The sequence below is a fragment of the Tepidamorphus gemmatus genome, from assembly GCF_004346195.1.
Lineage (GTDB): Bacteria > Pseudomonadota > Alphaproteobacteria > Rhizobiales > Tepidamorphaceae > Tepidamorphus > Tepidamorphus gemmatus.
The window spans coordinates 255,354-278,629 of record NZ_SMAK01000002.1 but is presented as its reverse complement, the minus strand read 5'-3'; the positions used below and the strand labels follow the sequence as shown (position 1 = coordinate 278,629).

The window sequence follows — 23,276 nt, the reverse complement described above, 5'->3', positions numbered from 1 at the left end:
GGCGCCAGCCATGCGGCTCGAGGGCAAGGTCGCGGTCGTCACCGGAGCCGGGCAGGGCATCGGCCGGGCCATCGCCGCCCGTCTGGCGGAGGAAGGTGCCCGCGTGGCAATCGTCGACATGAGGGAAGCAGGCGAGGCGGCCGAGGCGATCGGACGTGGCGCGGTCGGCATTGCCTGCGACGTTTCGAGTGAGGCCGACGTCGCTGCCATGGCCAGCCGCGTCGAGGCGGGTTTCGGTGGCGCCGACATCCTCGTCAACAATGCCGGCATCTATTCCTCGCTGATCCCGCAGCCATTCGAGGCGATCGACATCGGCGAATGGCGGCGGGTGATGGACGTGAACGTGCTCGGCGCGTTCCTGTGCTGCCGTGCGATCGTTCCGATGATGCGGCGGCGGGGAGGCGGACGCATCGTCAACATCAATTCCGGTACGCCGTTCAAGGGGGTGCCGTTCCTGCTGCACTACGTCACCAGCAAGGGCGCCATCATCGGCTTCACCCGGGCGCTGGCCAGGGAACTCGGCGGCGCCGGCATTCTCGTCAACGCCGTTGCGCCGGGCTTCACCCTGTCGGACGGTGTCAAGGCCAATCCGGTCCAGATGGAGAAGCTGCAGGAGGTCTCGCTGAAGGCCCGTGTCATCCCGCGCGACCAGCATCCCGAGGATGTCGTCGGCGCCGTGGCCTTTCTCGTCGGGCCGGATGCCGCGTTCATCACCGGCCAGACGCTGGTTGTGGACGGCGGGGCCTATTTCCACTGAGGGCGCGATCATGGTGAGGGCGCGATCATGACCGCACTGCACCTGAGCGCCTCGATCGAGGCCTTCGCGCCGGGCGGCCGGCTCGAGCCGGGGACGTCCTTCGCAACGGCCCTCTATGTCATCGACGGAAGCCTGCGCGCCGACGGGACCGCGATGTCTGCCGCGCTTGCTGAGAACTCCGCCGTCCTTGCTGACGGAGCAACCCGCCTCACCTCCCGCGACGGCGCAACGGCGGTCCGATGGGACCTCAGCGAACGACACGAGCCGTCGCCGGACCGGGCGCGGGAGGCTGTCGCGGCGCGGCCGCTGCTCTCTGCAACGCTAGACCTTGATCCCCGGACGGGGCTTCTGCTGCGATGCGATCGGGTCGCCTTTCCTCCTGGTGGCGTTGCCTACCTGCATACGCATCGCGGGCCGGGCATCCGTGTGCTGCTCTCGGGGTCGATCCGTATCGAAACGGCGGGAACGAGCCACGACTACGGCCCGCTCGAGGCCTGGTACGAGAGTGGCCCGGAGCCGGTGTTCGCTGCAGCTTCGCCGACCGAGCCGACCGCATTCGTCCGGGTCATGATCCTGCCGGCGTCGCTGAGCGGACAGAGCTCGATCCGTTACGTGCGCGAAGAGGATCGGAACAAGCCGAAACCGCAACGCTACCAGATCTATCTCGATCGCCCGCTGTAGGGTTTCGGGCAGGTTCTCAGAAGTCGAGCAGCATGACCGTGCAGGGGTCGCCGGCCCGTGCCGGAGGGGCATGGGGCGCCCGGACGATGAACGCATCGGATTGGCAAAGGGTCGACAGCATGGACGAGTCCTGACGCGCGAACGGTGTCGCCACGAGCCGCCCGGTCGCATCGCGCACCACCGTCGCACGGAGATAATCCTGCCGGTGGTCGTTCTCCGGCAGGTCGGCGCCAAGGATGGCCGGGCTGTCGCCGGGTGCCGGATCGGCGAGGCCCAGCAACGCCTCGACCAGCGGTATCAGGAACAGCCGCGCACAGACCATGGCGGACACCGGATTGCCGGGCAGCCCCAGCACGCGCATGTCACCCAGGCGGCCGAACATCAGAGGCTTTCCTGGCCGCATGGCGATCTTCCAGAAATCGAGCGCGAGCCCCTCCGCCTTGAGTGCCTCCTGAACGAGGTCGTGATCGCCGACGGAGGCCCCGCCGAGGGTCACCAGGACGTCGGCCCGCATCCCCTGCGCCCGGCGGATACCGTCAGCAAGGGCCTCATGCGTATCGCGTGCGATGCCGAGATCGACAGGTTCTCCGCCGAATTGCCGGATCATGGCGGCAACACCATAGCTGTTCGACGAGATGATCCGGTCTGGGCCCGGATCCGTCCCCGGCGGCGCCAGTTCGTCTCCGGTTGCCAGCACCGCGATGCGTGGCCGCCGACAGACCGGCAGGTCGGCGTGGTTCATCGCCGCGGCGAGTGCGATATCGCGCGGCCGCAGCCTGCGGCCAGCTTGGATCAGAACCTCGCCGTCGTGGAAATCTATGCCGCGCTGACGAACGTTTCGCCCTGCCGCAACAGACTGCCGGATGAGGACCTGGTCCCCCTGGCGCTCGGTATCCTCCTGGATGACAACCGTGTCGGCCCCCTGGGGTACAGGTGCGCCGGTAAAGATCCGAACCGCCTCGCCGGCCTTTACCCGGCCGGAGAACGGATGCCCTGCCGGTGCCGCGCCGATCACCTTGAGAGTCACGGGCACCGTTTCGATGTCGGCGGCGCGCACCGCATAGCCGTCCATTGCCGAGGCATTCCATGGCGGCTGGGTCCGGCGGGCGGCGAGATCGCGGCCCAGGGCGCGATCCAGAGCCTCGCCGAGCGGTACGGCTTCGCAGGGCAGGGGAACAACACCCGCGACGATGCGCGCGACGGCATCGGCAACCGCGATCAGTGCCATCAGTCGCCGGACCTCCAGTCACCCGAACGGCCGCCCGCCTTGGCGGTGAGACGGATACCGGTGATCTCGATGCCCCGGTCGACCGCCTTGACCATGTCGTAGACGGTCAGGCAGGCCACCGAAACGGCCGTCAGCGCCTCCATCTCGACACCGGTTCGTCCGGTCACCTTTGCCGTCGCCTCGACCCGCACCGCGTTCTGGTCCGCCAGCGGTTCGAGATCCACCGACACCTTCGACAGAGCGAGCGGGTGGCAAAGCGGGATCAGCTCGTGCGTCCGCTTGGCGGCCATGATCCCCGCGATGCGGGCAACCCCCAGCACGTCGCCCTTGCTGGCATCGCCCTTGACGATCAGGGTCAGTGTCTCCGGCCGCATCCGGACATAACCTTCCGCCGTGGCCGTCCGCTCGGTCGCCTCCTTGTCCGAAACATCCACCATGCGCGCGGTGCCGGACTCGTCGAGATGAGTGAGGGATGCGCCGGCCATCAGATCAGATCCCGTTGAAGCCTCGTTGCATCCCGGACAGCCGCGGGCCGCTCGGGGACCGGCACGGCATGACGGCGGCACGCATCGGTCGCGCTTCCACACGGGTCCCTCCCGCCGGCGCATCTGGCCCGGATCGAGGGAGCGGCGACCGTTGCGCGGTTGCGCATCACTCCGCAGCGTCCACGGTTGCTCTGGCGAGCAGCGCGCGCGTGGCCGCCGTAACGTCGGCCTGCCGCATCAGGCTCTCTCCGACCAGAAAGGCGTGTATGCCGGCGGCCTCCAGGCGGACGATGTCGGCTGCCGTATGGATGCCGCTCTCGCCGACAACGGTGCAGCCTGCGGGAAGTTGCGCTGCGAGTTCAAGCGATGTTTCAAGTCTTGTCTCGAAGGTTCTGAGATTGCGATTGTTTATGCCAATGAACTTCGAGCGCAACTTGAGCGCCCGCTCGAGCTCGACGGCATCATGGATCTCGACCAGGACGTCCAGACCGACGTCCTCGGCTGCATCCTCCAGCGCGCGGGCCTCATCATCCGTCACGGCAGCCATGATGATCAGGATGCAGTCGGCGCCGAGCGCGCGGCTCTCGTCGACCTGATAGGGATCATAGAGAAAATCCTTGCGGAGGACCGGCAGCGTCACGGCGGCGCGCGCGGCCACGAGATAGTCCGGTTTCCCCTGGAACGACGGCGTATCCGTCAGCACCGAGATGCAGGTAGCGCCGCCTGCCTCATAGGCACGGGCGAGCGTCGGCGGGTCGAAGTCGGCCCGGATCAGGCCCTTGGACGGACTCGCCTTCTTGATTTCGGCGATCAGGGCAGGCCGGTGGTCGGAGATGGCCCGGTCGATTGCCGCGCGAAACCCGCGCACGGGCGGGGCGTCGGCAAGGGCGGCGCGGATCTCGCCGCGCGGCCGCGCGGCCTTGGCCGCGGCGATCTCCTGCCGCTTGTAGGCTTCGATCCGCTTCAGCACGTCGGTCATTGCTCGACCCTCGAAACGGCCACCAGCTTGGCCAGGCGTTCCCGGGCGGCGCCGGAATCGATCGCATTGGCCGCAAGCCTCGCGCCTTCGGCCAGATCCTTCGCACGGTCGGCGACCACCAGGGCTGCCGCAGCATTGAACAGGACGATGTCGCGGAATGGACCGCGCTCGCCCCCCAGAACTGCTTTCAGCGCCGCCGCGTTCGTCTCGGCATCGCCACCCTTGAGTTCGTCGAGGCTAGCCTGGCGGACGCCGATATCCTCCGGCACGATCTCGAAGGTTCTGACCTCGCCGTCCTTGAGCTCCGCGACGAAGGTCGGTCCGGTCGTGGTAATCTCATCGAGGCCGTCGCTTCCGTGCACGACCCAGACGCGCTCCGATCCGAGTGTGCCCAGCACCTCGGCCATCGGTACGACCCAGCGCCTGGCGAAGGTTCCGATCAGCTGGCGGCGCGTGCCGGCCGGATTGGACAGCGGCCCGAGCAGGTTGAAGATCGTGCGCGTGCCCAGTTCGACGCGGCTCGGTCCGACGTGCTTCATTGCCGAATGATGTGCCGGCGCGAACATGAAGCCGACGCCGGCCTGCGCGATGCAGTCGGCGATCTGCTCGGGCGTCAGCTCGATGTTGACGCCGAGCGCCGCCAGGACGTCGGCCGCGCCCGATCGCGATGAGAGCGCGCGATTGCCGTGCTTGGCGACCGGCACGCCGCACGCCGCGACGACGATCGCGGCGCAGGTCGAGACGTTGTAGGTTCCGACGCCGTCGCCGCCGGTGCCGACGATGTCGATCGCCCCCGGAGCTCGAACCGGCAACATCTTGGCGCGCATCGTCGCGACTGCGCCGGCGATTTCGTCAACCGTCTCGCCACGCACACGCAACGCCATCAGGAGGCCGCCGATCTGCGAGGGCGTCGCTTCGCCGGACATGATGATGTCGAAGGCCTGGCGCGCCTCGTCGCGGCTGAGTGGCCGGCCGTCGGCGACGATTGCGATGAAGTCCTTGAGGTTTGTCGGTTTCATTCGGCATTCCCGTCCCGACCTGTCGTGCCGCAAAGCGGCTTCGGTTGCAAGCGATAGGCGAATGGCGGCTTCGTCAGGCCGCCCTACGCCAGTCCTGACAACCGCCTCGCGCCGCCATCTCCCGCACCTGTGCGACCTCAGGCCGCCGCGCGGCGCCACGCAGCCGCGGCATCGAGGAAATTGCGCAGGATCAGGTGACCGTGCTCGGACGCAATGCTTTCGGGATGGAACTGGACGCCCCAGACCGGATGGCTGACATGCTGTAGCCCCATGATCGTGCCGTCCTCGCTCTCCGCGCTGATCTCGAGCTCGGGCGGAAAACCGTCGCGATCGACGACCAGCGAATGATAGCGCGTCGCTCGGAACGGACCGTTGATGCCGCGGAAGATGCCCTCCGACCGATGCCGGATCTCGCTGGTCTTGCCGTGGACGAGGGCAGGGGCGCGCACCACCCTGCCGCCATAGGCCTGGCCGATCGCCTGGTGGCCGAGGCAGACGCCGAGGATGGGGACACGACCCGCCGCTTCGGTGATCAGATCGAGGCAGATACCGGCCTCGTTCGGGGTGCACGGGCCGGGTGACAGCACGATCGCCAGGGGCTCTGCCGCGAGCACCTCATGGGGTGCGACCTTGTCGTTGCGGTGGACGCGGACACGGGCGCCGAGCTCGCCTAAGTAATGGACGAGATTCCAGGTGAAGCTGTCGTAGTTGTCGATCAGGACGATCATCGAAAGCCTCCCTGTCTGCGCCTTATTGTCCCCTGGCGGCCGCCGATGCGAAGCGGACCGCCTCGTCGGCGGCCCGGAACAGTGCGCGAGCCTTGTTGATGCACTCACGCTGCTCGCTGTCGGGATCGGAGTCGGCGACGATTCCCGCACCGGCCTGCACATACATCCGCCCGTCCTTGACCACCGCCGTGCGCAGCACGATACAGGTGTCCATATCGCCGTCGGCCGAGAAATATCCGACACAGCCGGCATAGATCCCGCGCTTGTCCTTCTCCAGTTCGTCGATGATCTGCATCGCCCTGACCTTCGGCGCACCCGACACCGTGCCGGCCGGAAAGCCTGCGATCAACGCGTCGATCGCGTCGCGCGCGGGATCGATCTCGCCCTCCACGTTCGAGACGATGTGCATGACCTGGCTGTAGAATTCGAGAAAGAACTGGTCGGTCACCCGGACCGTGCCGATCCGCGAGACGCGGCCAACGTCGTTGCGGCCAAGATCAAGCAGCATGAGGTGCTCGGCTCGCTCCTTGGGGTCGGCGAGCAGTTCCTCGGCCATCGCCTTGTCCTCGCTCGGCGTCGCCCCGCGCGGCCGGGTCCCGGCGATCGGACGGATCGTGACCGTCCTCTCGCGCAGCCTTACGAGGATCTCCGGACTTGATCCGACGACCGCAAAATCGCGGAAATTCAGGAAGAACAGGAAGGGAGCAGGATTTGTGCGCCTCAGCGCGCGGTAGAGTGCGAACGGTGGCAGGGTGAACGGTGCTTCGAAGCGCTGGCTGAGCACCACCTGGAAGATGTCGCCGGCGGCGATGTAGTCCTTCGCCCGCAACACCATGTCCTTGTACTCGTTGGGCGAGGTGTTGGAGACCGGGGCACGGCTGATGATGTCGTCGGCCTCGGCCATCGGTGCCTTGCTGATCGGCCGGTCGAGGCCGGCGGTCACCTCCTCGATGCGCGCGCGTGCGTTCTCGTAGGCCGCCTTTGCCGAGACCGCGGCACTGGGGCGCACCGGGGTGACGACGGTCACCTCGTCCTTTACCGAGTCGAACACCACCATCAGCGTCGGGCGGACGAAGATCGCGTCCGGCAGACCGAGCGGGTCGGGCTTCTCGGCGGGCAGATGTTCCATGAGCCGTACGGTATCGTAGCCCATGTAGCCGAACACGCCCGCCGACATCGGCGGCAGCCCTTCCGGCAAGTCGACGCGTGCCTCGTTGATCAGACGCCGCAGCGCGGCCAGCGTCGGCTCGGCGCAAGGCTCGAACGCATCCGGATCGAGCTCCGGACAACGATTGATCTCGGCGTGGTTGCCGCGCGCACGAAAGACCAGATCGGGCGCCAGCCCGATGATGGAATAGCGGCCACGCACGGCGCCACCCTCGACCGATTCAAGCAGGATGCTGTTCGGCCGTTCTCCGGCGATCTTCAGCATCGCGGAGACCGGCGTCTCGAGGTCGGCGACCAGCCGTGTCCAGACCACCTGGGCAGCCCCCAGACGGTATCGCTCTTCGAAGGCGTCGTAACCCGGCTCGACCGTCGACACGTTATGCCCCGCTCAGAAGTCGTCGGTCTCGCCCAACGCCAGGCGCAGCGCCTGCTGGTTGATCGAGCGGCCGAGCGCCGTCTCGAGCTGCTGCAGGTACTGATCGATGATATCGTTGGAGATGCCGTTGGCGATATTGGCGGAAAGGGCCTCGTCCCGCGCGGCCGAGGCAGGAACGTCGATTGCGGTGACGCGGAATACGACCCGCGACGGGCTGCGAGCGGAGACGGTCTCGGCGACCCCGCCCTGTGGCGTCGTGAACAGGAGCTGCACGGCGGCCGGACCGAATGCTTCGTCGATCTGCGCACGCGTGATCGGGCCGATCAGCCCAGGCGTCGCGCCGATTTCGCCGGCGACATCGAACAGGCTGGCCCCGCCGCGAATCCGCTCGGCGATCTCGCGGGCCTTCGCCGCGACCGCCGCTTCGGTGCGTTCCCGCCGCCAGGCTTCAGCGACCTGTGCGCGCGCTTCCTCGAACGTCCGGTCGCGGCCGGGCGTTATCTCGAGCACATCGAACCATGTCCAGTCGTCGAGCGCCCCCTTGACGGGATCGGCTTCGAGGCCGACGTCGGTGCGGAACACCTCGGCGAGCACCGTCTGGGCATCATCGAGCTCGACCAGTACACCATCCGGCGTCATGCCCTGCCGATCCACGGCGGCAAATTCGCGATAGGTCAAGCCATGCTTCTGGGCGATCTCGCTCAGCGTCATGCCCGCCGCCCTGTCGTCCTCGATCGCGTCGTAGATGTCGAGCAGCCTGCTGGCCGCTCGGTCGAGCGCGATCTCCTGCCGTATCGCCTCGCGCAGTTCCTCGAAGGTCGGCTGGTCGCCCTTCTCGATGGCCGTCACGCGGACCAGAGCCGGGCCGAACGTGCCGTCGACGACGACAACCTTGTCCACGTCGAGCGAGAAGGCGGCATCGGCGATGCCACGGTCGAGCACCTCGCGGCGGGTAAGGGTGCCCAGCACGCGGTCCCGTTCGCTTACACCGGCTTCTGCCGCCACCTCCTCGAAACTGCGGCCCGCCTCGATCTCACGCAGCGCCGCCTCGGCGGCAGACCGGCTGGGGAAGACGATACGCTCGATCGTGCGCACCTCCGGCGTTCCGAACCGGTCGGGATCGCGGTCGTAACTCGCCCGGATCTCCTCGTCGCTGACCTCGATTCCGGCCGTCAGATCCTCGGGTGCCAGGTGCAGGACGGCGATACGGCGATACTCCGGCGCCCGGAAGTCGGGCTTGTTCTCTTCGAAGTATGTCCGCACTTCCTCCTCTGTCGGTTCGGAAACCGGATCGGCCATGGCCGGCGTGACGATCAGATACTCGGCCGAACGCCGTTCGTTGCGGTACCGGTCGACGGCCCGCTCCAGAACGGCCGGGGCCTTGACGGCGCCGCCAACCGCATCGGCGATCAGCTGGCGCAGCAGGCGGCGGCGCTGCTCGGCGACGTAGAGCCCCTCCGTATAGCCCGCCGAGCGCAGGACCTGCTCGAAATAGCTCCGGTCGAACTGCCCGCCGGGGGTCCGGAAGGAGGGATCCGCCTGAATCGACTCCGCCACGACCTGATCTGTCAGACCGAGCCCTCGACTGCGCGCCTCGTCGTCCAGGGCGGCTTCGGCCATCAACCGGCCGAGCACTCGGCCGTCGAGCCCAAGGGCGCGCGCCTGGTCCATGGTCAGATAGGATCCGAACTGCCGGGAGACCTGCTGGATCTCCCGCTGCAGGGCAGAACGATACTGCTCGACGGTGATCTCGGTCTCACCGACGCGCGCCACGTCGTCGCCGCGATAGCCGGTGAAGATGTCGGCGACGCCCCAGACGGCGAAGCTGATCACCAGCAGGCCGATGAGAATCTTGGCGACCCAGCCGCTGGCCCGCTTGCGGAGTGTTTCCAACATGTCGACAGGCTTCCGTAGTGTCCTTCGCGTCGTCCGGGGCTCTTCCCGGCCGGGGGCGCGCATCTTAGGAATCGCCCCCGTCCCGGGCAAGCGCCCGTCGAGGTCGCATCCGCGCAAATGCGCTTCGCGGAAACACTTACAGCCGCCGACGACACTTGGATAGTGTTTCGGCCGTCAGCCTGCTGCAGGCCGTCGGGTGGTGTCCGGAATGGAGAGATCTGGCACATGGCCAAGGTGAGTATTCTGAGCTGGGCGGATATCCCTTCTGTTGTGGAGGCCCGCGACGGCGAGGAGCGCCACAAGGTCGAGCTCAGCGCTCGGTTCCAGGAACTGATCGACATGGCGGCGATGCGCCGCGGTCTGGCAGGTACCGACGCCTATCTGGAGGCGTGGCGCCGGGGCCGTCCTGCCGACCGGCCGGGATCGGCGCGAGAGGTGGCCGAAGCAGTGGCGGCCGAACTGGAAGCGCGCTTCGAGACGATCCGGACGGATGTGATCGCCTCGTTCGGAACCTGAAAGCCCATTGCGCGATCGGCTCGTGGGAGGCGCTGCCATCACTGTTGAAACCTGGGCAATCGACCCGATCGAGGTCGACGCCGAGCGGATCCTGCGCATCCACCGCTACCGGGAGCCCGATCGCGTCCGTCCCGTGATCCGGCGGATTGCCGAGCGGGCGGCCGCCGACATCGCCATCCTGACGCGGCCCGAGGCCTGCTACCGGCGGATGCGAATCTGCCGCAACGAGGCCGGCATGCTCGATCTCGAAGGGCGACTAGAGCCTGAGGTCGGCAAGGTGCGCTTCACCTGCGCGGCGTTTCCGCGGCTGCTGGCCGGCTGCGGCGAGGCGATCGTCTTCGTCCTGACCCTCGGCCCGCGGCTCGATCAGGCCGTGGCCGAGCGGATCGCGGCCGACCAGCCGGTCGATGCGCTGTTCCTCGAGGCGGCCGGCTGGCTCGCCGTCGAGCGGGCCACCCGCAGGCTCGCCGCCGACCTGAACCGCGCGATCGCCGCAGAAGGGCTCGGCGTCACGTTCCGCATGGGTCCCGGCTATGACTACCGGCTGGAGAACGGCACGCGCGAGCGGTGGGAGCTCGCCGAGCAGGCCGCCCTGTTCGCCGTGTTCGGCAATGTCCCGTTGCCGGTCGTGCTTCGCGACAGCTCGGTGATGCAGCCGAAGATGTCGCGCTCCGGCCTGTTCGCTGTCGCGAGACGCCGCTGAGGCAGTTCGCCCCACCCTCCACATCTGCTATCTGGAGCCGATCCGATTGCTGAAGAGGGCAGGGACCAGGGCATGACACCGGGTATTCGACCGCTGATCGCGGGCAACTGGAAGATGAACGGGCTGAAGGCCTCGGTGCGCGAACTCGGACAGATGATCGATGGCTACGATCCGGAACTGCGTGGCCGCGTCGAGCTCATGGTCTGCCCGCCGGCGACGCTGCTCTCGACCTTCGCGGTCGTCGCCCTCGGCTCGCGCATCGCCATCGGTGCTCAGGACTGCCACGCCCGCCCGTCCGGGGCGCATACCGGCGATATCTCCGCCGAGATGATCGCCGACACCGGCGCCACCGCGGTCATCGTCGGGCATTCCGAGCGACGCCAGGATCACGGGGAGACCGACGAGGCTGTCCGCGCCAAGGCGGAGGCGGCGCGTCGGGCGGGCCTCGTCGCCGTCATCTGTGTCGGCGAGACGGAGGCCGAGCGCAGGGCCGACAAGACACTCGACCGGATTGGAGACCAGCTCGACGGATCGGTCCCCGACGGTTCCCTCGCCGCAGGCCTCGTCATCGCCTATGAGCCCGTCTGGGCGATCGGCACCGGGCTGACGCCGACACCGGCCGATGTCGCCGAGGTGCACGCCTTCATCCGGGAGCGCCTGTCGACGCGCTTTCCGGGAGAAGGCTGCCGGATGCGCATCCTCTACGGCGGATCGGTGAAGCCCGCGAACGCGGCGGACCTGCTGGCCGTTCGCCACGTCGATGGGGCGCTCGTCGGCGGCGCCAGCCTCAAGGCAGCGGATTTCCTGGCGATCGCCGAAGCCTTGAGGACACTGGAGCCCTGACCCCGCGCCCGGTCGTCGCGGCCGTCAGGGGCCTTGCCGGGCGAGCTGCGTCCAACCATATCGTGCGCGGTAACGATCTGCTGCGTGCGGCCTGCTTGCCGGCAGAGGACAGTGCGGCTTCGGCTGGCGCGTAGGTCGTCCACGACGACGCGGACGGATTGTCGCGCGGGGTGGCAATGGGCGTGCAGGCGGTGTATTAGTCCCGCCGAATTCCCCGAAATCCGGACATCGGACGCATGGAAACGGTCGTCATCGTCATCCATCTCATGGTGGTCATCGCGCTGGTCGCGGTCATCCTGTTGCAGAAATCCGAGGGCGGTGCGCTCGGTATCGGCGGTGGTGGAGGCGGCTTCATGACCGGTCGCGGGACGGCCAACGTACTGACGCGCACCACGACGATCCTGGCGATCGCGTTCTTCGCAACGTCGATCACGCTGACGCTGCTGGCCCGCCAGAGCGGTCCGACGCCTTCGATATTCGACAACGCTCCCGCCAGCAGCGGCGCGCCGACCCAGACCCAGACAACGCCGTCGCAGCCAGCCGGAGGCACCATTCTCGACCAGATCCGCGATCTCGAACGGCAGCAACAACCGTCCGGACCGCAGGTGCCGCAGTCGGAATAGCCGATTCCATCGGCAAGCGTTCTTAAATTCCGTGGGGAGCAATTCGGACTCCCCGAATCGAAAGGGGCGGAGGTATCTTCAAGGCCCATGGCGCGGTACGTTTTCATCACCGGCGGCGTGGTCTCCTCCCTCGGCAAGGGCCTTGCCTCCGCCGCGCTCGGCGCGGTCCTTCAGGCGCGTGGCTACCGCGTGCGGCTGAAGAAGCTCGATCCCTATCTTAACGTCGATCCGGGCACGATGAGCCCGTACCAGCATGGTGAGGTTTTCGTCACCGACGACGGCGCCGAGACCGACCTCGATCTCGGCCACTACGAGCGGTTCACCGGGGTTCCGTGCAGCCAGGACAACAACATCACCACCGGCCGCATCTACCAGGACATCATCACCAAGGAGCGGAGGGGCGATTATCTCGGCGCCACGATCCAGGTGATCCCGCATGTTACCGATGCCATCAAGGATTTTGTCAAGCGCGGCAACGACGACGCCGATTTCGTGCTGGTGGAGATCGGCGGCACGGTGGGCGATATAGAGGGACTGCCGTTCTTCGAGGCGATCCGACAGCTCGGCCAAGAGCTGCCGCGCGGCCACGCCGTGTTCATCCACCTGACGCTTCTGCCCTACATTCCCAGCGCCGGAGAGATGAAGACCAAGCCGACCCAGCACTCCGTCAAGGAGCTGCGCTCGATCGGCATACAGCCCGACATCCTGCTGTGCCGCTGCGATCGGCCGATTCCGCCGGATGAGCGGCGCAAGCTGGCGCTGTTCTGCAATGTCAGGGAAACCGCCGTCATCGAGGCGCGGGACGTCGACACGATCTATGCCGTGCCGCTCGCCTATCACGAAGCGGGGCTCGATGCCGAGGTGCTGGCCGCCTTCGGTCTGCAGCCCGGACCCGCACCCGAATTGTCGCGCTGGCGCGACATTGTCGAGCGGATCCGCAATCCCGAAGGCGAGGTGACGATCGCCATCGTCGGCAAGTACACGGGCCTCAAGGACGCTTACAAGTCACTGATCGAGGCCCTGGTGCACGGCGGCATCGCCAATCGGGTCAAGGTCAACATCGACTGGATCGAATCCGAGATCTTCGAGCGCGAGGATCCCGCTCCCTTCCTCGAACAGGTGAACGGCATCCTCGTCCCCGGCGGTTTCGGAGAACGCGGCTCGGAAGGCAAGATCGCCGCTGCCGGCTTTGCCCGCCAGCGCAAGGTTCCATATTTCGGGATCTGCTTCGGCATGCAGATGGCGGTCATCGAGGCGGCGCGCAACCTTTGCGGGATCGAGGCGGCCAGCTCGACCGAATTCGGTCCGACCCCGGAACCGGTCGTCGGCCTGATGACCGAATGGCTGAAGGGAAACATGCTGGAAAGGCGGGCCGCCCAGGGCGATCTCGGCGGCACCATGCGGCTCGGGGCCTATGACGCCGTGCTGGCTCCCGGCAGCCGGATCGCCGAGATCTACGGTGCGCACGCGATCTCCGAGCGTCACCGGCATCGCTATGAGGTGAACGTCGCCTATCGCGACCGGTTGGAGCGGCACGGCCTGCGCTTTTCCGGCATGTCGCCCGACGGCATATTGCCCGAGACCGTGGAACTCGCCGACCACCCGTGGTTCGTCGGCGTGCAGTATCACCCCGAACTCAAATCGCGCCCGTTCGATCCGCATCCCCTGTTCCGTTCCTTCATCGAGGCGGCGGTGGAACAGAGTCGGCTGGTCTGAAGATGCGTGCGCGATCTGGCACGCGATCCGCTGTCCTGCCCACGGGCGCCATGCCGGCCGACGCGGCGGAATCGGGACGCTCAGGTGCGTGTCCACGGCGATGCGCCTCCGGATCGGCGCTCCGGCATTGCCCGACGTTGAGGCGGCAGCGTCCATCGCCGCGACCCGCCGGGCGATCCGTGACGCCCCTCCGCCGATAGGCCCGCCATGGCCCGCGGCATCGATCATCTCGTCATCGCCGTCCATGGCTTCGAGCGGGCGCGTCAGGTCTACGGGCGGCTCGGATTGACGCTGACGCCGGTCGCCCTGCATCCGTTCGGGACGCAGAACAGCCTTGTACAGCTGCACGGCTCGTTCCTCGAACTGCTGTCCGTGGTCGAGCCGGACGCGTTTCCGGTGCCTCCGCCCGGCGGCTTCTCCTTCCCGCGCTTCAATCACCGCTTCCTCGAGCGGCATGAGGGGATCAGCATGCTGGCGCTCGACAGCGCCGACGCCGATGCCGACGCGCGCGGATTCGCGGAGGCCGGCATACAGTCCTATGTGCCCTTCGAGTTCGGCCGCGATGCCCGGCAGCCGGATGGCTCGGTGGCGCGCGTCGGGTTCCGCCTTGCCTTCGCGTCCGACCCGTTCATTCCGGAAGCCGCATTCTTCACCTGCCAGCAGCTCGCCCCGCAGCATTTCTGGAAGACCGAGTATCAGCGCCACGCCAATACCGCGGTCGAAATCGCCGAGGTGGTGATGGTATCCGCCGCACCGTCCGACCATCATGCCTTCTTCGAAGCCTTCGCCGGCACACGCGATGTCCGCGCGACCAGCATGGGCCTGAAAGTGGAAACCTCCCGTGGCATGATCCGCATCGACACACCGGATGCCGTGCATGCGACCTGGGGCGATGCAATTCCACGCGCCGACTACCGTACGCCGCGCTTCGCGGGCTTCGTGGTTGGTGTGCGCGACCTGGCGGCAGCGCAGGACTGCCTTGACCGGGCCGGCGTCCGGCACGACAAGCGCGCCAGCCGGTTGGTGGTTGCGGCTGCCGAGGCCATGGGCGCGGCGATCGCGTTCCAGCCGGTGCAGAACCTGTGAACGGCAGAGCGGGAACTGCGGGGACAACCGCAAAGCCGCCAGAAGGAGCATCGACCGTGTTCCACGTCAATCCGACCGTCACCATCGGTGGCATCGAGTTCGGCAACGACCGGCCGCTCGCCTTCATCGCCGGGCCGTGCCAGATGGAAAGCCGCGATCACGCACTCGAGACCGCCGAGGCCTTGAAGACGATCGCTGCCCATCTGGGCATCGGCCTCGTGTACAAGTCGTCTTTCGACAAGGCCAACCGGACCAGCGCCAGCGGTGCGCGCGGCATTGGCCTCGATCGGGCGCTGCCGGTGTTCGCCGAGATTCGCGAGACCATCGGGCTGCCCGTCCTCACCGATGTCCACGAAACCTGGCAGTGTGCGCCGGTGGCAGAAGTGGTCGACATCCTGCAGATTCCCGCCTTCCTCTGTCGTCAGACCGATCTGCTGGCGGCCGCAGCGGCAACAGGGCGGGCCGTCAATGTCAAGAAGGGTCAGTTCCTGGCCCCGTGGGACATGCGACACGTCGTTGACAAGCTGGCGGGCTTCGGCGGCGCCAACATCCTCGTGACGGAGCGTGGCGCGAGCTTCGGCTACAACACGCTGGTTACCGACATGCGGTCGCTGCCGCTCCTCGCCAGGTTCGGCGCGCCGGTGATCTTCGATGCGACGCACTCGGTGCAACAGCCCGGTGGTCTGGGTTCGGCCTCCGGTGGTCAGCGCGAATTCGTCCCTGTCCTGGCCCGCGCGGCGGTCGCGGTCGGCGTCGCGGGCGTCTTCATCGAGACCCATCCGGACCCGGATTCCGCCCCCTCGGACGGGCCGAATATGGTCGCCATCAGGGATCTGCCCGAGCTTATCGAGATGCTGCTGGCGTTTGACCGCCTCGCCAAGGCCCGCCCGGTGACGCTGGCGTGACGGCTTGCGCCGCCAGGATCGCGTGTCAATGCGACCCGATTCCGGCGGCGTCTTGCTCGGCCGGAATGGTGCGCCGTAACCTGGGATCGGCGCGATCGGACCGGACGGTCACGGCTCGGTCGGAGCCTGCCGCAGCTCCGCTCAGCCAAGTTCGGCCTGGATCTCCGGAAGCGACTTCAGCAGGGCGATGACGCCTTCGACATCAAGTCGCCGCGTATTGTGGGAGGTGTAGTCCTCGAAACGCGTTACGTCCGGACGTCCCTCGGAAAAGTACGAAGCATAGTTCAGCTCGCGGCTGTCCATCCTCAGCCGCCAGTAATCGTCCGTCTCTTCGGCGCCGGCAAGTTCGTCGGCGGTGGCGAGCGTCTCGAACAGCTTCTCGCCGTGACGGACGCCGATGGTACGGATCTCGGCGTTCGAGCCGAACAGCCGCCGCATCGCCTCGGCCAACGTGCCGATCGTCGTGGCCGGAGCCTTCTTGATGAACACATCGCCCGGTCCGGCATTGTTGAGGGCATATTCCACAAGCGCCACCGACTCCGACAACGGCAGCAGGAACCGCGTCATGTCTGGGTTCGTCACCGTTATCGGGCCACCAGCCCGGATCTGCCGGAGAAAAAGCGGGATCACCGACCCGCGCGAATACATCACGTTGCCGTAGCGCACGCAGGCAACGACCGTGCCACCGCCGTTGCGGCGGCGCGAGGCCGCCTGCACCAGCTTCTCCATCAGCGCCTTCGTCATCCCCATCGCGTTGATCGGCAGTACGGCCTTGTCGGTGGACAGGCACACGACATTGGCCACCCCATGGCGGATGGCCGAATCGATGACGTTCTGGCTGCCGAGCACGTTCGTCCGTACCGCCTCGAGCGGGAAGAATTCGCAGGACGGTACCTGCTTCAATGCCGCGGCATGGAACACCATGTCGACACCCGCCATGGCCATGTCGACACTGCCGGGATCGCGCACGTCACCGATGTGGAACACCAGCCGAGGTTCCTGCAGCCGGTTGCGCATCGCGTCCTGCTTTTCCTCGTCGCGCGACAGGATGCGGATTTCGGCCGCGCCCCGGTCGAGCGCGTGGCGGACCATGACGCCGCCGAAGGAGCCGGTGCCGCCAGTGATCAGGATTGTCTTGCCCTGCATGGACCCCGCCTTGAAACGACCGCTGATGTGCCACAGCCGCGTACGGGGCGCAAATGCTGCGACCTGCGACTTGACTCCGCGCCGGCCGCACCGTCCTTTCGCCACATGATGAGGATCGCGATAACCGGTGCTGGCGGGTTGATCGGCTGGCACGTCCACGCCTGGCTGCGGGTGCAGCCTGGCCTGCAGGTGATCCCGGTCGGGCGCGACGCGTGGCAGACCCCCGAAAGACTGGCTGCGGCGCTCGCGGGAGCGGACGCGATCGTGCATCTCGCCGCAATGAACCGCGGCGCCGAGGCGGAGGTGGAGGAAACCAACCTGCGTCTCGCCGCGGTGCTGACCGATGCGCTGAGGCTGGCCGGGTCGACGCCCCACCTGCTGCACGCCTCCTCGACACAGGTCGATCGGGATACCGCCTACGGGCGATCGAAGCGGCAGGCTGCCGCGATCCTGGCTGGCTGGGCGTCCGCATCGGGCGCGGCGTTCACCGACATGATCCTGCCCAACGTGTTCGGCGAGGGCGGGCGGCCCTTTCACAACTCGGTGGTCGCGACCTTCTGCCGCCAGCTTGCGGACGGCACGCCGCGACGCATCGACGTCGACGCTGAGATCTGCTTCCTGCACGCCCACCGGGTGGCCCGGGGCATCGCGGACATTGTCATCGCTGGCGATACCGGCATCTGGCGGCCCGAGGGACGGCGGCTCACCGTCTCGTCCCTGCTGGAGCGCCTCGAACAGTTCGACCGGTCCTACCGGCACGATCGACTGATCCCGGATCTGCGCGATCCCTTCGACCTCGATCTGTTCAATACCTATCGCAGCTATCTGTTTCCGCGGCACTATCCGGTGGCGTTCCGCCGCCATACCGATCAGCGCGGAACGCTGATCGAGGCGATCCGCGAGACCAGCGGCGGTCAGATCCACTACTCGACCACCCATCCCGGCTTCGTGCGCGGTCAGCACTATCACTTCCGCAAGGTCGAGCGGTTCGTCGTCCTGGCCGGCGAGGCAGAGGTCGCGGTACGGCCTGTCTGCAGCCGGGAGATCCACCGATTCCGGCTGTCCGGCGACGAACCCGCCTTCATCGACATGCCCACCATGCATGTCCACAACCTTGCCAATGTCGGCAGTGGCGAACTGGTCGCGATGTTCTGGACGAACGATCTTTACGATCCGGCCGCGCCCGACACCTATCCAGAGGCCGTTGACCTGCCGGACGGCGCGGCGGCAGCCATGGCGGCTTCACAATGAAGGTGATGACCATCCTCGGCACCCGGCCCGAGATCATCCGCCTGTCGCGGGTGATTCCGGCGCTCGATGCAGCCTGCGACCATGTGCTGGTCCACACCGGCCAGAGCCACGACCCGGACCTGTCTGACGTGTTCTTCGAGGAACTCGGCCTGCGCCCACCCGATCATTACCTCGCGGTCGCCGCCGCGACGCTGGGCGTACAGCTGGGCAACATCCTGGCCGGTGCCGAGCGCGTGCTGAGCGCGGAGAAGCCCGACGCGCTGCTCGTGCTCGGCGATACCAACAGCGCACTGGCGGCGATCATGGCGAAGCGGCTCAGGGTGCCGATCTACCACATGGAGGCCGGCAACCGTTGCTTCGACTGGAATGTGCCGGAAGAGACCAACCGGCGGATGATCGACCACATCGCCGACTTCAACCTCGTCTACACTGAGCATGCGCGCCGCAACCTTCTGGCCGAAGGTTTTCCGGCGCGCCGGATTGCGCTGACCGGATCGCCGATGCGGGAAGTCCTGTCCCATTATGCCGAGCGGATCGCTGGCGCGGGCATTCTTGCCCGTCTCGGGCTCGACCCGGGGCGCTATATTGTCGCCAGCGTCCACCGGGAGGAGACCGTCGATCACCCGGCGAATCTCGCCGCCATCGTCCGCACGCTCAGGGCGCTGAGCGAGCGGTTCGGTCTTCCGGTGCTGGTCTCCACCCATCCGCGCACGCGCCGCCGCATCGAGGCGGCGGAGGCGCTCGACACTGGCGAGTCCGTCCGGTTTCACCCGCCGTTCGGTCTGTTCGACTACGTTCATCTTCAGCGGCATGCCTTCTGCACGGTATCGGATTCCGGCACGCTCGCCGAAGAGGCGGCCATTCTCGGCTTCCCGGCCGTGTCGATCCGCAACGCCAGCGAACGCCCCGAGGGCGTCGAGGCCGGTGCCGTTGTGCTGGCCGGGATCGAGGCCGGTGCCGTCGGCGATGCAGTGGCCTGGCAGGCGGCGCGCTTCAGATCCGGCCATCGGTCGCGCTGCCCCGATGACTACCAGATCGAGGACACGTCCGCCCGGGTGGTCAGCCTCATTCTCGGAACGGCCGGTCTGGTGCATCGCTGGGTGGGCATCGACCCGCGTGACGGCTGACGCGGGCGGGAAGGGGGCTGCCGTTGAAGATCCTGATCATCTATCGGCATTACTGGCCGGACACCACACCGCTCGGCTCGATGCTGCGCACGCTCGCCGAACACCTCGCCGCGCGTGGCCACCGCGTCTTTGTCTACACCGCCCAGCCCTCCTACCATGGCCGTACCATGCCGACGCTGCCGAAGCGCGAGTTCAAGGGCGGCGTGCGCATCATCCGCGCGCCGCTGTTGCGGGAACGGCGCGGCGGCCCGGTCCGCCACATCAATGCCGCCCTGTTCCTCATGTCGTGGCTGTCCTACGCGGCGCGCCACCGCTTTGACCTGGTGTGGACCAACACGCTGCCGCCCGTGGTCAACGGCCTGACCGGCTACATTGCCGCAAAGGCGGCCGGGGCCCGGTTCCTCTACCACGTACAGGACGTCTACCCCGAGGTGCTGGCGATCTCCTCCCGACGCCCGCCGGGCGCGGTGCGGCGCGGCATCCTCCGCTTCCTGGCCGCCATCGATTCGCTGACCTGCCGCCTGTCGTCCGCCGTGGTCGTCCTGTCCGACGACATGATGCAGACGATTGCCGACCGCGGCGGCAACGGGGCGGTGGCGTTCCATGTCCTCAACAACTTCGTCCAGTCGGAACTCGGCACGGCCACGCCGCCGCCGGCCCGGCCCGCACCCCGGACCGGCTTCCGGATGGTCTTCTCCGGCAATCTCGGCCGGTTCCAGGGGCTTGATACGCTCGTCGAGGCGATGGCGCTCATTCCGGCGCAGGAGGGCATCTCGCTGGAGTTCATCGGCACCGGGGTCGCGGCCGCTGGGCTGCGCAGACTGGCGGTGGAGCGCGGTCTCACAACCGTGACGTTCACAGACTGGCTGCCGTCGGACGAGGCGTTCCGGCACATCCGTTCGGCCAACCTCGGGATCGTCTCGCTGGTACCTGGCATGTACCGGGTGTCCTATCCGAGCAAGCTGATGACCTATCTCGCCGCAGGCCTGCCGGTGCTCGCGGTCGTCGAGCCGGAGAGTGCCCTCGCGCGCTATCTCGAAGGCAGCGGTGCAGGCATCGCGGTGATGGGCGACGCGGCCGCCATTGCTGCCGCGATCCGTCAGGTTCGCGACCGGTTCGGCGGCGACGCGACGGCGTCAGAGCGGATTACCGCACTCGCCGAGCGCGACTTCGGGCGCGCCCAGGCCTGCGAGCGCTGGGCGCAGCTGATCGACTCGTTTGTGACCGATTAGAGCGGATCATCGTATCATGCCATCGGTGGCGCGCCCTCTCTCTCCGTTTCGTCGCAATCCATCACGCCATTGTGGAGAACCGGCGGGTGCGTCTGCGGCGATGGCACCAGCCACCACCGCCGGCTAGCGGTCCGACGGGACCGGCGCGACGCCCCCCGACGGGGCAGGGAAGCATCAGAACAGGCCGACCACCTGTCCGTGCTCGTCCAGCCGTATCGAGGTCGCCGCGGGGATTCGTGGCAGGCCCGGCATGGTCATGATCTCGCCAGTGATCACCACGACGAATTCAGCGCCAGCCGACAGTCTGACTTCTCGGATGCCGACGACATGTCCGCTCGGCGCGCCCTTCAGATTGGGATCCGTCGAAAAGGAGTACTGTGTCTTGGCCATGCAGACGGGGAAGTGTCCATAGCCCTGCGCGTCGAGGGCACGGAACTGGTCGCGAATGGCGGCATCCGCGACGATGTCCTCGGCGCCGTAGATCGAGCGCGCAATGGTCCGCACCTTCTCCCAAAGCGGCAGCTCGTCGTCGTAGAGTGGGCGGAACTGCGACATCCCCGATTCCGCCAGCGACACGACCTTGCGTGCCAGTTCCTCCGTGCCCTTGCTGCCGTCGGCCCAATGGGTGCAGCGGATCGCCTCCACGCCGAGCTCGGCACAGAATTCCTGCACCGCCGCGAACTCGGCCGGCGTGTCGGAGGAGAAGGTGTTGACGGCGACGACGGCCGGGACACCGAAACGGCCGACGTTCCGGACATGCCGGCCGAGATTGGCGAGCCCGCTCCTGACCGCCTCGACATTCTCCCTGGCGAGATCCTCCTTCCTGATCCCGCCGTGCATCTTCAGGGCGCGGATGGTCGCGACGATGACCGCGGCAGCCGGCTTCAGCCCGGCCTTGCGGCACTTTATGTCGAAGAACTTCTCCGCGCCGAGATCAGCCCCGAAGCCCGCCTCCGTCACCACGTAGTCGGCCAGCTTGAGAGCGGTACGCGTCGCCAGCACGGTATTGCAGCCGTGCGCGATGTTGGCAAAGGGCCCGCCATGCACGAAGGCCGGGTTGTTCTCGAGCGTCTGCACCAGGTTCGGCATCAGCGCGTCCTTGAGCAGCACGGCCATGGCGCCTGCCGCGCCGATATCGGCGGCGGTGACGGCCTTCCTGTCCCGCGTGTAGCCGACGACGATGTTGCCGAGGCGACGCTCCAGATCGTCCAGGTCCACGGCCAAGCACAGGATCGCCATCACCTCGGAGGCCACGGTGATGTCGAATCCGGCCTCGCGCGGAAAGCCGTTGGCAACGCCGCCCAGCGAACAGACGATCTCGCGCAGTGCGCGGTCATTCATGTCCATCACCCGCCGCCAGGTGATCCGTCGGACATCGAGGCCGAGCTCGTTGCCCCAGTAGACGTGATTGTCGACCATCGCCGACAGCAGGTTGTGGGCGGCCGTTATCGCATGGAAGTCGCCGGTGAAGTGCAGGTTGATGTCCTCCATCGGCACCACCTGGGCATAGCCGCCGCCAGCCGCGCCACCCTTCATGCCGAAGCAGGGGCCGAGCGAAGGCTCACGCAGGCAGATCATCGCCTTGCGGCCAATGCGGTTGAGGCCATCACCGAGACCGACCGTCGTCGTCGTCTTGCCCTCGCCCGCGGGGGTCGGTGTCATCGCCGTGACCAGGATCAGGTGGCCGTCGGGCCGGTCGGCCAGGCTTCGGATGTAGTCCGGCGTAATCTTTGCCTTCCAGGGCCCGTACTGCAGCACTGCGGCGCCCGGTATGCCGATCCGCGCGGCGATGTCGACGATCGGCTCCATCCGTGCCGCGCGGGCGATCTCGATATCGGTCTTCATGGGCTCCCCCTCACGACCCTGATCCGTTCCGGCGCGGACTGTGCACCACCTCGGGGCGTGTCGGCCGGTGCGGACGCGACCTCGACGGCCTCAAATTGCGCCAACGGCGCTGCCGCCATCAGCCGCCGGAGATCATCGCAAGGGAGTCGGCGGCAAGGCGGCGCGAAGGATCTGCGAGATCGAGGATGACGTCGTAGTGGTTGCGGCCGGGGACCTCGAAGGCGTTCACGGGAAAGCCGCGTGCCGCCCAGGCCGCAGCGTAGTCGCGGCTCTGGCGCTTAAACTCGGAGGTCTCGGCGTCGCCCCAGGCGACGATGAGCGGACAGCCATTCTCCGGCAGATGCAGCATGGGGCTGTTGCGCGCCGCGGCCTCGACATCGAGCCGCAACCAGACGTTGGGTTCGCCGAGACGCACCGGTTCGAGGTCGTAGAGGCCGCTGACCGCGATGCCGCCCTTGATGACATTCTCGGGCACGCCGAATGCCTCGTGCCAGCCGCCAGACACCAGCATTCCCGTCAGGTGGGCGCCGGCAGAGTGGCCGCCCACGAAGATGCGGTCCGGGTCGATCCCGAACTCGTCGCCGTTGCGGTGGAGCCAGGCAATTGCGGCGCGGCATTCTCGCACGATCTCGTCGAGGCTGGCGCCCGGCGCGAGCGCGTAGGAGAGGGCGGCCAGCGCGACGCCCGACTCGGTGAAGCATCGCGCCATGAAGGAGGATTCGTCCTTTGTGAGAACCCGCCAGTAGCCGCCATGGATGTAGACGAAGACCGGCGCGCCGACACCGGCGGGGAAGATGTCCATTACCTCGGGCTCGCTCGGACCGTATGCGACATCGAGATGGCAGGGCAGCGTCGCGCGCATCTCGGCCGACTGCGCCGCATAGCGCTCCAGATAGGGATCGAGCGAGGCCACCGTGTTGCGCGGGGCGTACTCGCGGTCGAGGGTGGCGCGGTCCATGCCTCGATA

Annotated in this window: 22 protein-coding genes; 12 read left to right on the top strand and 10 right to left on the bottom strand. The window is 67.3% G+C overall.

Going from position 1 to position 23,276, the window contains the following annotated elements; all coding sequences use genetic code 11:
• The first annotated feature begins 10 nt into the window (after positions 1 to 10).
• Together EDC22_RS04180 and EDC22_RS04175 are read left to right on the top strand one after the other, a co-directional pair.
• A complete protein-coding gene (locus EDC22_RS04180; protein ID WP_132805353.1) occupies positions 11 to 757 on the top strand; it encodes an SDR family NAD(P)-dependent oxidoreductase in 747 nt (248 codons plus the stop codon).
• Between the two features lie 27 nt (positions 758 to 784).
• Entirely contained in the window at positions 785 to 1,438 is a 654-nt protein-coding gene (locus tag EDC22_RS04175; RefSeq protein WP_132805352.1) for a cupin domain-containing protein, read from the top strand.
• Between the two features lie 16 nt (positions 1,439 to 1,454).
• On the opposite strand, the gene EDC22_RS04170 is transcribed toward EDC22_RS04175, so the two are convergent.
• From EDC22_RS04170 to EDC22_RS04140, 7 genes are all read right to left on the bottom strand, one after another.
• On the bottom strand, positions 1,455 to 2,666 hold the full coding sequence (locus EDC22_RS04170) for a molybdopterin molybdotransferase MoeA (protein WP_132805351.1): 1,212 nt from the start codon (positions 2,664 to 2,666) through the stop codon (positions 1,455 to 1,457).
• Positions 2,666 to 3,151, bottom strand: a complete 486-nt coding sequence (gene moaC, locus EDC22_RS04165; protein WP_132805350.1) for a cyclic pyranopterin monophosphate synthase MoaC — start codon at positions 3,149 to 3,151, stop codon at positions 2,666 to 2,668. The genes EDC22_RS04170 and moaC overlap by 1 nt, the downstream gene beginning before the upstream one ends.
• A gap of 166 nt (positions 3,152 to 3,317) precedes the next feature.
• Positions 3,318 to 4,130 (bottom strand): indole-3-glycerol phosphate synthase TrpC, encoded by an 813-nt coding sequence (gene trpC, locus EDC22_RS04160; RefSeq protein WP_132805349.1) that lies wholly within the window; start codon positions 4,128 to 4,130, stop codon positions 3,318 to 3,320.
• Positions 4,127 to 5,149, bottom strand: a complete 1,023-nt coding sequence (gene trpD, locus EDC22_RS04155) for an anthranilate phosphoribosyltransferase (RefSeq protein ID WP_132805348.1) — start codon at positions 5,147 to 5,149, stop codon at positions 4,127 to 4,129. Before trpD ends, trpC begins: the two co-directional genes overlap by 4 nt.
• Positions 5,150 to 5,286: 137 nt before the next feature.
• Positions 5,287 to 5,877 carry an anthranilate synthase component II gene (locus EDC22_RS04150; protein WP_132805347.1) on the bottom strand — a complete coding sequence of 197 codons (591 nt, stop codon included), beginning with the start codon at positions 5,875 to 5,877 and terminating at the stop codon, positions 5,287 to 5,289.
• Between the two features lie 22 nt (positions 5,878 to 5,899).
• Entirely contained in the window at positions 5,900 to 7,420 is a 1,521-nt protein-coding gene (gene trpE / locus EDC22_RS04145) for an anthranilate synthase component I (RefSeq protein WP_132805346.1), read from the bottom strand.
• Between the two features lie 12 nt (positions 7,421 to 7,432).
• Complete coding sequence (locus EDC22_RS04140) at positions 7,433 to 9,316, bottom strand: peptidylprolyl isomerase (RefSeq protein ID WP_165926783.1); 1,884 nt, start codon at positions 9,314 to 9,316, stop codon at positions 7,433 to 7,435.
• 225 nt (positions 9,317 to 9,541) lie between these two features.
• On the opposite strand from EDC22_RS04140, the gene EDC22_RS04135 reads away from it, so the two are divergent.
• The 7 genes from EDC22_RS04135 to kdsA all read left to right on the top strand — a co-directional run bounded on the left by EDC22_RS04135 (position 9,542) and on the right by kdsA (position 15,708).
• Positions 9,542 to 9,832 carry a virulence factor gene (locus tag EDC22_RS04135; RefSeq protein WP_132805344.1) on the top strand — a complete coding sequence of 97 codons (291 nt, stop codon included), beginning with the start codon at positions 9,542 to 9,544 and terminating at the stop codon, positions 9,830 to 9,832.
• Between the two features lie 22 nt (positions 9,833 to 9,854).
• On the top strand, positions 9,855 to 10,535 hold the full coding sequence (locus tag EDC22_RS04130) for a hypothetical protein (RefSeq protein ID WP_132805343.1): 681 nt from the start codon (positions 9,855 to 9,857) through the stop codon (positions 10,533 to 10,535).
• A 72-nt stretch (positions 10,536 to 10,607) separates the two neighbouring features.
• Positions 10,608 to 11,378 carry a triose-phosphate isomerase gene (gene tpiA / locus EDC22_RS04125; protein ID WP_132805342.1) on the top strand — a complete coding sequence of 257 codons (771 nt, stop codon included), beginning with the start codon at positions 10,608 to 10,610 and terminating at the stop codon, positions 11,376 to 11,378.
• 236 nt (positions 11,379 to 11,614) lie between these two features.
• Positions 11,615 to 12,001: a preprotein translocase subunit SecG gene (secG, locus tag EDC22_RS04120; RefSeq protein ID WP_132805341.1), complete on the top strand. Its 387-nt coding sequence runs from the start codon at positions 11,615 to 11,617 to the stop codon at positions 11,999 to 12,001.
• An 87-nt stretch (positions 12,002 to 12,088) separates the two neighbouring features.
• The gene (locus tag EDC22_RS04115; RefSeq protein WP_132805340.1) at positions 12,089 to 13,717 is read left to right on the top strand and encodes a CTP synthase; all 1,629 of its coding nucleotides are present in this window, start codon (positions 12,089 to 12,091) and stop codon (positions 13,715 to 13,717) included.
• A gap of 207 nt (positions 13,718 to 13,924) precedes the next feature.
• Positions 13,925 to 14,803: a VOC family protein gene (locus tag EDC22_RS04110; protein WP_132805339.1), complete on the top strand. Its 879-nt coding sequence runs from the start codon at positions 13,925 to 13,927 to the stop codon at positions 14,801 to 14,803.
• A 56-nt stretch (positions 14,804 to 14,859) separates the two neighbouring features.
• Entirely contained in the window at positions 14,860 to 15,708 is an 849-nt protein-coding gene (gene kdsA, locus EDC22_RS04105) for a 3-deoxy-8-phosphooctulonate synthase (protein WP_132805338.1), read from the top strand.
• Positions 15,709 to 15,849: 141 nt separating this feature from the next.
• Here kdsA and EDC22_RS04100 read toward each other — a convergent pair whose 3' ends face one another.
• Positions 15,850 to 16,854, bottom strand: a complete 1,005-nt coding sequence (locus tag EDC22_RS04100; RefSeq protein WP_132805337.1) for a polysaccharide biosynthesis protein — start codon at positions 16,852 to 16,854, stop codon at positions 15,850 to 15,852.
• 108 nt (positions 16,855 to 16,962) lie between these two features.
• On the opposite strand from EDC22_RS04100, the gene EDC22_RS04095 reads away from it, so the two are divergent.
• Genes EDC22_RS04095 through EDC22_RS04085 form a run of 3 tightly spaced genes read left to right on the top strand, consistent with a single transcriptional unit; the run spans position 16,963 to position 20,464 of the window.
• Positions 16,963 to 18,105, top strand: coding sequence for a polysaccharide biosynthesis C-terminal domain-containing protein (locus EDC22_RS04095; protein ID WP_132805336.1), 1,143 nt, complete (start codon positions 16,963 to 16,965; stop codon positions 18,103 to 18,105).
• On the top strand, positions 18,102 to 19,232 hold the full coding sequence (gene wecB / locus EDC22_RS04090) for a non-hydrolyzing UDP-N-acetylglucosamine 2-epimerase (protein WP_132805335.1): 1,131 nt from the start codon (positions 18,102 to 18,104) through the stop codon (positions 19,230 to 19,232). Before EDC22_RS04095 ends, wecB begins: the two co-directional genes overlap by 4 nt.
• Positions 19,233 to 19,255: 23 nt before the next feature.
• Entirely contained in the window at positions 19,256 to 20,464 is a 1,209-nt protein-coding gene (locus tag EDC22_RS04085) for a glycosyltransferase family 4 protein (protein WP_132805334.1), read from the top strand.
• Positions 20,465 to 20,638: 174 nt separating this feature from the next.
• On the opposite strand, the gene EDC22_RS04080 is transcribed toward EDC22_RS04085, so the two are convergent.
• Positions 20,639 to 22,309 (bottom strand): formate--tetrahydrofolate ligase, encoded by a 1,671-nt coding sequence (locus EDC22_RS04080; protein WP_132805333.1) that lies wholly within the window; start codon positions 22,307 to 22,309, stop codon positions 20,639 to 20,641.
• 118 nt (positions 22,310 to 22,427) lie between these two features.
• The gene (locus tag EDC22_RS04075) at positions 22,428 to 23,267 is read right to left on the bottom strand and encodes an alpha/beta hydrolase (protein ID WP_132805332.1); all 840 of its coding nucleotides are present in this window, start codon (positions 23,265 to 23,267) and stop codon (positions 22,428 to 22,430) included.
• Positions 23,268 to 23,276 lie beyond the last annotated feature (9 nt).

Bases quoted from the DNA above. Each gene is read 5' to 3' on its own strand.
- EDC22_RS04180 (WP_132805353.1), top strand. From the start codon at position 11: ATGCGGCTCGAGGGCAAGGTCGCGGTCGTCACCGGAGCCGGGCAGGGC.
- EDC22_RS04175 (WP_132805352.1), top strand. From the start codon at position 785: ATGACCGCACTGCACCTGAGCGCCTCGATCGAGGCCTTCGCGCCGGGC.
- EDC22_RS04170 (WP_132805351.1), bottom strand. From the start codon at position 2,666: ATGGCACTGATCGCGGTTGCCGATGCCGTCGCGCGCATCGTCGCGGGT.
- moaC (WP_132805350.1), bottom strand. From the start codon at position 3,151: ATGGCCGGCGCATCCCTCACTCATCTCGACGAGTCCGGCACCGCGCGC.
- trpC (WP_132805349.1), bottom strand. From the start codon at position 4,130: ATGACCGACGTGCTGAAGCGGATCGAAGCCTACAAGCGGCAGGAGATC.
- trpD (WP_132805348.1), bottom strand. From the start codon at position 5,149: ATGAAACCGACAAACCTCAAGGACTTCATCGCAATCGTCGCCGACGGC.
- EDC22_RS04150 (WP_132805347.1), bottom strand. From the start codon at position 5,877: ATGATCGTCCTGATCGACAACTACGACAGCTTCACCTGGAATCTCGTC.
- EDC22_RS04140 (WP_165926783.1), bottom strand. From the start codon at position 9,316: ATGTTGGAAACACTCCGCAAGCGGGCCAGCGGCTGGGTCGCCAAGATT.
- EDC22_RS04135 (WP_132805344.1), top strand. From the start codon at position 9,542: ATGGCCAAGGTGAGTATTCTGAGCTGGGCGGATATCCCTTCTGTTGTG.
- tpiA (WP_132805342.1), top strand. From the start codon at position 10,608: ATGACACCGGGTATTCGACCGCTGATCGCGGGCAACTGGAAGATGAAC.
- secG (WP_132805341.1), top strand. From the start codon at position 11,615: ATGGAAACGGTCGTCATCGTCATCCATCTCATGGTGGTCATCGCGCTG.
- EDC22_RS04115 (WP_132805340.1), top strand. From the start codon at position 12,089: ATGGCGCGGTACGTTTTCATCACCGGCGGCGTGGTCTCCTCCCTCGGC.
- EDC22_RS04110 (WP_132805339.1), top strand. From the start codon at position 13,925: ATGGCCCGCGGCATCGATCATCTCGTCATCGCCGTCCATGGCTTCGAG.
- EDC22_RS04100 (WP_132805337.1), bottom strand. From the start codon at position 16,854: ATGCAGGGCAAGACAATCCTGATCACTGGCGGCACCGGCTCCTTCGGC.
- EDC22_RS04095 (WP_132805336.1), top strand. From the start codon at position 16,963: ATGAGGATCGCGATAACCGGTGCTGGCGGGTTGATCGGCTGGCACGTC.
- wecB (WP_132805335.1), top strand. From the start codon at position 18,102: ATGAAGGTGATGACCATCCTCGGCACCCGGCCCGAGATCATCCGCCTG.
- EDC22_RS04080 (WP_132805333.1), bottom strand. From the start codon at position 22,309: ATGAAGACCGATATCGAGATCGCCCGCGCGGCACGGATGGAGCCGATC.
- EDC22_RS04075 (WP_132805332.1), bottom strand. From the start codon at position 23,267: ATGGACCGCGCCACCCTCGACCGCGAGTACGCCCCGCGCAACACGGTG.